This window comes from uncultured Campylobacter sp., assembly GCF_938045535.1.
Classification (GTDB): Bacteria; Campylobacterota; Campylobacteria; order Campylobacterales; family Campylobacteraceae; genus Campylobacter_B.
This window is the reverse complement of record NZ_CALIMQ010000015.1, coordinates 1-8,015: the sequence shown is the minus strand read 5'-3', so window position 1 is coordinate 8,015 and position 8,015 is coordinate 1. Positions and strand designations below refer to the sequence as shown.

Genomic DNA, 8,015 nt, shown 5'->3' with positions numbered 1-8,015 from the left:
AATGGAGTAGCACTATTTTTTATTACGCTTGCGCCACGATGAGGGTTTTTGCATGCAAGTAGAACAAATTAGGCATATCATGCACACAAGCGTAAGCACTACGCAAGAATAGAAAAAATCGCTCAGGCTTGCCGTTTTATCCTTAATAAATGTCATATAAATCCAAAGCAACACCGCAATCACAGCGATGCAAAAAAGCAGTACCGCCCAAAATAGTCGCGCCAAGCTAAGTAGCCGCTCGGCAAGGCTAAACACCAGTTGTGTCAAACGAGGCGCGCGCCTTTCAACAGCGCGGACGATCGCATAAATGTGTGCCAGAATTATCATCGCAACAAACGCAAGCGCCGCGCAAGTGTAGAAAAAATCGCCTAGGTTTGGGAATGCGTCTTTTGCGAACGCAAGATAGATCACATAAAATACCGCCGTGACGAAAAAAATTAGACCAAACGTAATCAAAATGTCCCAAACTAAATATAGCGCGCGTCTTGCGGCATCCAGCACGCTCAATTCAAAATCACGGGCATATTCCAAAGGCATTCTGCGACGCTCGACCTCCAAGGCGACGAGGCTGCCTAAATATCCCTGCTTGCAGTATTTTACGCGCACTAAATCGCCCTGCTTAAACGAGAATGCCCTGCAACGCATGCGAAAGCGAATGCCGTCGATCTCAAAAAGCACGAGCGTCTCGATCTCCTGCCTAAGGACTCGGATACGCAAGTTTTCTATCCTGCCTTCGATACAGGGCTGCTTATTTCGCATAATCCTCCAAAATTAAGTTAAATTTAGCACCGCTTGTTCAGCGCCCTGTTTGCTCGGCGTTAGAGAAATCTGCTCATTTTTTTTCTGCAAAGCTCCATAGCACAACGGAATTCTGCGCGGCAAAATTCTAGCTTTTAAATTTCATGCAGCAAGATAGACTGATCGCGAGCTTGGTTTTAAAATTTTTCGCTAAATTCCGCCGCACTTATCGGCGGCAAATTTAATACGGTTAGCTTTACGAGCGCAGTTCACACCGCATACTAAACAAACATGTTTAAATTTAAGATCATAAAATTTAAAAATCGCCGAATGTCAAATTTGTAAGCCGCAAATTTAAATATAGAGCTAAAATTCTATCACACACAGATACGATCTTAGCGATCTTTAGTAAAATTTTACTTCTTTAAATTTACGTTTACGCACAGTTTTTGCTGCGTATAAATTTTGGCGCGATTTTGAAAGTATTTCTTAGACGTATTTTGCTAGGCGAATTTAAGCGCAAATCCTGCGCGAGGCGACTTTGTTTACTTAAAAATTTTTAACGCAAGCCAAGCCGATTAAATTTGACCTTGAAATTTTAACGATGTTTTAGCGCACAAGTCTCGTTTTGTTCTAGTGATTCAAATTTCAGCCAAAAGCCGCTACGCACAAAATCAAAATTTTATTAAACCCGCATTTGAGCTAAAATTTACAAAATTTTAAAGCTAGCGCAGACCGAATTTCAACGCACCTAAAAATAAATTTTAAACATTAAATCTAAAGTGCATCACGTCGCCGTCTTGCACGACGTAGTCCTTGCCCTCAAGGCGCATCTTGCCCGCTTCTTTCGCCCTACTCTCGCCGCCGCACGCGATAAAATCATCAAATCCGATCACCTCGGCTCTGATAAATCCGCGCTCAAAGTCGTTGTGGATCACGCTCGCGGCCTTCGGGGCCCTCCAGCCCTTCGTGATCGTCCACGCGCGCACCTCCATCTCGCCTGCGGTGAAGTAGCTGATGAGGCTGAGCTTTGCGAAGGAACGCTTGATGATGAGCTCCAGCCCGCTTTGCTGCGCGCCCAGGCTTTGCAGCATCTCGTGCGTTTCCTCGTCGCTTAGCCCTATGAGCTCCTCTTCGATCTTGGCGCAGAGCTTGATCACCTCGGCGCCGCGAGCACTCGCGTATTCTCTTACGCGCGCGACATATTCGTTATCCTGCGCGATACCGTCTTCGTCCACATTTGCGCCGTAGATTACGTCCTTGGCGCTAAGCAGGCGCAGCTCGCGATTTAAAGCGATGTAGCTTTCATCCTCTTTGAGCGCAAAATTTGAAGCGGGCTTGCCGTCGTTTAGATGCGCCAAAAGCTCGTTTGCTACAGCTAGCGCCTCTTTAGCGCCCTTTTGATTTGCTTTAGCTTCCTTGCCGAGGCGCTCGATCTTGCGTCCAAGCTGCTCGATGTCCGCTAAAATCAGCTCAGTTTCGATGATCTCGATATCGCGGATGGGATCGACGCAGCCTTCGACGTGGGTTATATCGCCGCTTTCAAAGCAGCGCACGATATGAAGGATGATCTCGCACTCGCGGATATTTGAAAGAAATTTATTTCCCAGCCCCTCGCCCTTGCTAGCTCCGCGTACGAGACCCGCGATATCTACAAACTCGATAGTCGAATGCACGATGCGACCGGGCTTAACGATCTGTGCAAGTTTGCCGAGCCTGGCATCGGGCACGGGCACGACCGCTTTGTTGGGCTCGATCGTGCAGAATGGATAGTTCTGCGCCTGTGCGTTTTGCGCGCCGCTAAGAGCGTTAAATGTGGTGGATTTACCGACGTTCGGAAGCCCTACGATCCCTACTGACAGCCCCATCTACGCGTCCTTCAGCTCTTTGGCTAGAGCCTGCAAGAAATATAAGTTTGCTCTCACGCCCGCGCCAGTCGCGCCCGCTGCGTAATAGCCCCACGCCTTTTCCAGATATGCAGGCCCCGCGATATCAAGGTGCAGCCACTTGTCTTTATACTCGTCTTTTATAAATTTATCTAAAAATAGCCCCGCAGTTATCGCGCCGCCGTACCTGCTGGAAGCGCAGTTGGAGACGTCTGCAATACTGCTTTTAATTAGCTCGCGCAGATAATCGTTAAATTCCAAAATACTAAATAGCTCGCCGCTGCAGCCGCTAAGATCTTTAAATCTACGCTTTAGCTCCTCGCTGTTTCCCATGATACCACTAGTGTATTCGCCTAGCCCCACGACGCAAGCGCCGGTAAGCGTCGCCATATCGATTAGCAGATCGGGGGCAAGATCCTGCGCGTAGCTTAGGCAGTCGGCCAACACGAGCCTGCCCTCCGCGTCGGTGTTTCGCACCTCGATACTCACGCCGCTGCGACTAAGCAGCACATCGTCGGGTTTATACGAATCGCCGCCGATCATATTTTCGGTAGCGCCGATAACCGCGTGTATCTCAAACGGCAGCTCAAGCTCGGCAGCGCCCTTGATGATACCCATCGCAGCAAGCGCGCCGCTTTTGTCGCTTTTCATCGTAAGCATATAATCGGCAGGCTTCAAACTTAGTCCGCCGCTGTCGTAAGTAAGCCCTTTGCCCACGAAAACGACGCGCTTTAGGCAGCGCTGCGGCTTATAGATCAGATGGATGAGGCGCGGCGGATGAGCGCTGGAGCGATTGACCGCCAAGAACGCATTCATATTCTGCTCGCGCAAAAAATCCTCGTCGTAAATTTTAACGCTCACGTCGTCGTAGTTCGAGGCTAAAATTTCAGCCTCGCTCGCCATCTTTTCGGGCGTATAAATTTCAGGGATCTCATTGACGCCGTCGCGCGTAAAATTTGCGGCATTTGCCATCACGATGCCCTGCTGTACGCCGTAGTTCATCTTTTGCACGTCGGGGCTACTGCCGCCGTACTCCTGCGTAGAGATTAAAATTTCATTCAAGCTAGAGCTTTTTTTATCGCTTTTGTATTTGTTAAACTCATAGCCGCCCAGAAGCACGCCCTCGACCATCGCCATCGTGCTTCTGCGGTCGCAGCCGCATTTGTAAAAGGCGATTTTAAAATTTTTGATCGCGTAGCCCTTAAGCGCGTTGTATGCGCTCGCAAGTGCTGTGCGGATGTGGTCATATTCTAGCGCCTTAACGCCCACGTACAACCGCCCGCTCTCGGCAAGCAGCAGATTGCCCTCGCCTTTATAATTAAAAAGCGCAAACTTATCCGTGTCTTTAATAAATTCGTGATTTAAATTTTTATCTACGACTAAAATAACTTCAAAATCCGCCTCTATCTCGTTAATTTTACGATCTAGCAGTTTTACTTTCATCTCGTTCCTTTCGTGAGTTCATAAAGTGATTTTCCATACGTTTAAATAACCTAAAAAATAGATATAAAATCCCGCCTATGATAGGTATCGCAAAATACCAGTGTTGCTCGATTAGCCGCAGCCCGCTCCAGATCTCCTCGCCGAAATACCACGCCAAAACCATCGTCGCGCCCGACCAGCACCAAGCACTAAAAAGATTGATAATCGCAAATTTCTTTGCGCTGTAGCGAGTGATACCGATACTCATCGGGATGATGACGCGGAAGCCATACATATAGCGCTGCATTAAAATTATCGGCCAACCGTAGCGTTGCAAAAGCAGGTGCGCGATCGCAAATTTTCGGCGCTGTGCCGCGAGCTTTTTACTGATATATTTTTTATTGTAGCGACCGATATAAAAATAAAACTGATCGCCGCAAAATGCCCCAAGGCCCGCGACAAAGATACCTAGCGGCAAATTTATATGTCCCTCGTGCGCCATTATGCCGCCTAAAATCAGTGCGATTTCGCCTTCTAAAATACACCAAACAAAAAGCACGATATAGGCGTATTGGTGGTATTCTTGCAGTAAATTTTTAAGTAGCTCTTCCAAAATTACGCCTCTAAAACGCAATAAACATTTGTGCGTCGCGAAAACTCGCCTAGATCGTTTAACTCACGTAAATTTAGCAAAAAGCAGGCTTCGACGCACTTAGCCTGCGTCTGCGCGATGAGATCTAATGCCGCTCGTGCGGTGCCTCCGGTGGCGATAAGATCGTCGATTAGCAGCACCTTGGCATCTTGCACGCCGGAGAATGCATCCACATGCATCTCGACCTGATCGAAGCCGTATTCAAGGCTGTATTTTTGCGAAATCGTGATGTAAGGAAGCTTCTTTGGCTTTCTAATCGGCACAAAAGCGACCCTCAACCTAGCAGCAAGCGCCGCTGCAAAAATAAATCCGCGACTTTCTATGCCTACTATGTAATCAAGTCCGTAATCGGCGTAGCGCTCGGCTAGATGATCAAGCAGGAAATTAAACGCCTCGCGATCGCCTACGAGCGTCGTGATATCGTAAAACAAAATACCGGGCTTTGGGAAGTCGCGCACGGTGCGGATCGAGCGAAATAAATAGCTTTTTTGCTCGCTGCTTAGGCTTTTCATAGCTTACCTCTTTTCAATCTTGCGTTTTGGATTTTTAAGCTGCAGTTTTCGCTCTCCTCATTTTGCAGGGCCTCAATGCCGAAGCGAAGGGCAGTTTTGAGCTTTTCGTTATCGCTTTTAAGCTTTAAAATTTTTTCTTCGCTCTTACGAAGTAAGGCGTAAATTTTAGAATTTTTTCGGATCGATAGAATAAGTAGTGCTGCAAAAAATAGCGCTAAAACGCCTAATGCTACGCTCATTGCTCGCCTCCTTCATTTGAATTTGCAAAGCGGCGCATAGTAGCAGAGGTTGCGCTAAAATAGGCAGAATTTAAGCTTTTAAAATCTATGCTAGAAAGATTTGCACCCTTTAAATTTACGCTCGTAATAGCAGAATTCTCATCTGTTAAACCCGCACTAGCGCAATTTGCGTTTTCTGGCTTAACGCTCATGCAAACAGAATTTTTAGCCTTGAAATTTATAATTGCTGGGTTCAAACCGACAAAATCTTTGCGGCTAGCTTTTTGAGCGAAATTTTTCTTACAAACGCTCGCGCGCGTAAAATTTAACGTAGAATTTGCGCCAGTGGAATTTTTATCTAGCGGATTTTTCTCATTAAAGATTATCTTTGCGTGCGTAGAATCTAAATTTATATGACGTGCGCCACCAAAGCTTATCAAGGGATTCTTGCCGGTAAATAAGAAATTTTTATCGTTAAGGCTCCGCGCAAAATTTGACGCGAAATCCGTGTCGATAGGATTTTTGCTAGAAGGGCTTTTGCCGGCGAAGCTTGATTTGGAATTTCGTCCGTTTAAATTAGCGTCACAGCTTTGTTCCGTAAAATTTTGAGCGGAATTCTGCATGAAATTCTCCCCATCAAATCCATGCGCGCAATTCGCACTACCGCAAGCGCCTAGCTTTGCGACGCGCTTAATGTGCCTACCGCCCGCAAAATCGGTGCTAAAAAACGCCCTAATCATATCTCCGATCACCAGCGCGCCCATCAATCGCTCGCCGAAGGCTAGGACGTTAGCGTCGTTGTGTTCTCTAGCTAGTCTAGCGCTAGTCGCGTCATGACACAACGCGCAGCGGATGTGAGCGTGGCGATTTGCGGCGATGCTGATACCGATGCCCGTACCGCAAATCAAAACGCCGTAAATGCCGTAGTCGGTGGAATTTAAAATTTTATCTTTGCTCGCATTCGAGCTTAAGGCTGCATTTACGCTGGTAGTCATGCTCTCGCTAGCGTTAAAATTTTGACGACTAGCGTTTTTAACAGCGTTAAAATTTTCATTTTTCTCGCTACATTGTACGGCGTCGTTAAAATTTCCACAACCGTTTATACTCGCGCTGGAATTTTCGCTGCCGCCGTTACTGCCCGCTTCGGAATTTTCAGCGGCTGCAGCGAAATTTTTGCTGCTACTTTCTTTAAAATTTTCACTTCGCGCGCAGGCTTCACATTCGGCTAAAATTTTATCCGCCAACGTGCCCGCAAAATCGGGATAGTCTACGCTCGCTTCGGCACTATGCGTGCCAAGATCGACCGCTTCGTAACCTAAAGCGGCGAGCGCTTTTTTGGCTTGCTCTTTGGCACGAAAGCCCGCATGATCGCTCGCTATGAAAATTTTATTTATTTGCATTGCCGCTCCTTATTTTTGCTCATAGATTAGGCTCTCGTCGTTTTGCAAGGTATCGACGAAGCGTCCGATTCGCTCCCAGCGGATCTTGCGATCGGCGTCAATACTAAAATAGGTAAACCATGGCTTGCCGACGATCAGACGATAAGGTACCGGACCCCAGAAGCGGCTATCGGCGGAATTATTTCGATTATCGCCTATCATAAAATACTCATCCTGCGGCACTTTGATGTAAAAGGCATTGAAGCTTATCCCCGCAGCTTCGAAGCTATGAGGAATTTCACTTAAACTAATGGGCTTCATAGAAAATTCACCCTTCTCAAGTGCGATTTTGACATTTGTTAGCATTGAGTTTCTAGCATTAGGGTCGTAGTGAATGCCCTTAAATTTATACGGCTCTTTGACATATTTTTCGCCACCTAAAATCACAATATCGCGAGCATCATAGTTCGCGGCAATGAACTCATCTCCTTCATGCGGACGAAGGTAGAAATTATTCAGATCAAATATTACCTCGTCGCCACCTACGGCAAAATTTCGCTTTACAAAGTGCATTTTTTCATTAAGCGGATAGCGGAAAACCACGATGTCACCGCGCTTCGGACCCTCGCCACGGATGATATGCCCATCTCCGTCGCTATCCGGAGCAACCTGCCACTCTACAAAGGGAATATGCGGAGTCGGGATACCGTAGCTAAATTTTTTAACGAATAAAAAATCACCCTCCAAAAGCGTAGTGCGCATCGATCCGCTGGGGATCACGAAGGCTTGCGCAACAAAAAGAATGACGAATAAAACGACGATGACCGTCCCCGTCCAACTCGATAAAAATTTGTAAATTTTACTTAGTATTTTCATTTAAGCTCTTTGTTTTAAGCGATTTTTCGCAGATTTTATCGTATTGCTCAAAAGCATCGCAATCGTCATCGGCCCCACGCCTCCGGGCACGGGCGTGATGAACGAGCATTTTGGCGCGACAGCATCAAAATCGACGTCGCCCCTTAGTTTGCCGTCCTCGTCGCGATTGATCCCCACGTCGATTACCACCGCGCCTTGTTTTACCATATCGGCGCCCACAAAATGCGCCCTACCGACCGCCACGACCAAAATATCGGCGTCTGCGCAAAGCCGCTTTAAGTCTTTCGTCTTGCTATGAGCGATAGTGACGGTGGCATCGGCATTTAGAAGCA

General features: G+C 47.1%; 7 protein-coding genes and 3 pseudogenes. All 10 read right to left on the bottom strand.

Features of this window, described 5'->3' with window-relative positions; genetic code table 11:
- Positions 1-12: 12 nt before the first annotated feature.
- Entirely contained in the window at positions 13-759 is a 747-nt protein-coding gene (locus Q0095_RS00725; RefSeq protein WP_297880429.1) for a hypothetical protein, read from the bottom strand.
- 743 nt (positions 760-1,502) lie between these two features.
- Positions 1,503-2,606, bottom strand: a complete 1,104-nt coding sequence (ychF, locus tag Q0095_RS00720) for a redox-regulated ATPase YchF (protein ID WP_297880427.1) — start codon at positions 2,604-2,606, stop codon at positions 1,503-1,505.
- Positions 2,607-4,067 carry a leucyl aminopeptidase gene (locus tag Q0095_RS00715; protein ID WP_297880425.1) on the bottom strand — a complete coding sequence of 487 codons (1,461 nt, stop codon included), beginning with the start codon at positions 4,065-4,067 and terminating at the stop codon, positions 2,607-2,609.
- Positions 4,042-4,659 carry a DedA family protein gene (locus Q0095_RS00710; protein ID WP_177388946.1) on the bottom strand — a complete coding sequence of 206 codons (618 nt, stop codon included), beginning with the start codon at positions 4,657-4,659 and terminating at the stop codon, positions 4,042-4,044. The genes Q0095_RS00715 and Q0095_RS00710 overlap by 26 nt, the downstream gene beginning before the upstream one ends.
- Before the next feature lie 2 nt (positions 4,660-4,661).
- Positions 4,662-5,210 carry an adenine phosphoribosyltransferase gene (locus tag Q0095_RS00705; RefSeq protein ID WP_291937052.1) on the bottom strand — a complete coding sequence of 183 codons (549 nt, stop codon included), beginning with the start codon at positions 5,208-5,210 and terminating at the stop codon, positions 4,662-4,664.
- Complete coding sequence (locus Q0095_RS00700) at positions 5,207-5,449, bottom strand: hypothetical protein (RefSeq protein WP_297880423.1); 243 nt, start codon at positions 5,447-5,449, stop codon at positions 5,207-5,209. The genes Q0095_RS00705 and Q0095_RS00700 overlap by 4 nt, the downstream gene beginning before the upstream one ends.
- 650 nt (positions 5,450-6,099) lie before the next feature.
- Positions 6,100-6,345 (bottom strand): annotated as a pseudogene (locus Q0095_RS00695) (RpiB/LacA/LacB family sugar-phosphate isomerase); the annotation flags it as partial.
- Positions 6,346-6,663: 318 nt separating this feature from the next.
- Positions 6,664-6,828: pseudogene (locus Q0095_RS00690) on the bottom strand (RpiB/LacA/LacB family sugar-phosphate isomerase); the annotation flags it as partial.
- Between the two features lie 9 nt (positions 6,829-6,837).
- A complete protein-coding gene (gene lepB, locus Q0095_RS00685) occupies positions 6,838-7,683 on the bottom strand; it encodes a signal peptidase I (RefSeq protein ID WP_291937048.1) in 846 nt (281 codons plus the stop codon).
- Positions 7,684-8,015 (bottom strand): annotated as a pseudogene (locus Q0095_RS00680) (bifunctional methylenetetrahydrofolate dehydrogenase/methenyltetrahydrofolate cyclohydrolase); the annotation flags it as partial.

Excerpts from the sequence above, each read along its gene's own strand:
- Q0095_RS00725 (WP_297880429.1), bottom strand. The coding sequence starts at position 759 with ATGCGAAATAAGCAGCCCTGTATCGAAGGCAGGATAGAAAACTTGCGT.
- Q0095_RS00705 (WP_291937052.1), bottom strand. The coding sequence starts at position 5,210 with ATGAAAAGCCTAAGCAGCGAGCAAAAAAGCTATTTATTTCGCTCGATC.
- lepB (WP_291937048.1), bottom strand. The coding sequence starts at position 7,683 with ATGAAAATACTAAGTAAAATTTACAAATTTTTATCGAGTTGGACGGGG.
- ychF (WP_297880427.1), bottom strand. The coding sequence starts at position 2,606 with ATGGGGCTGTCAGTAGGGATCGTAGGGCTTCCGAACGTCGGTAAATCC.
- Q0095_RS00715 (WP_297880425.1), bottom strand. The coding sequence starts at position 4,067 with ATGAAAGTAAAACTGCTAGATCGTAAAATTAACGAGATAGAGGCGGAT.
- Q0095_RS00700 (WP_297880423.1), bottom strand. The coding sequence starts at position 5,449 with ATGAGCGTAGCATTAGGCGTTTTAGCGCTATTTTTTGCAGCACTACTT.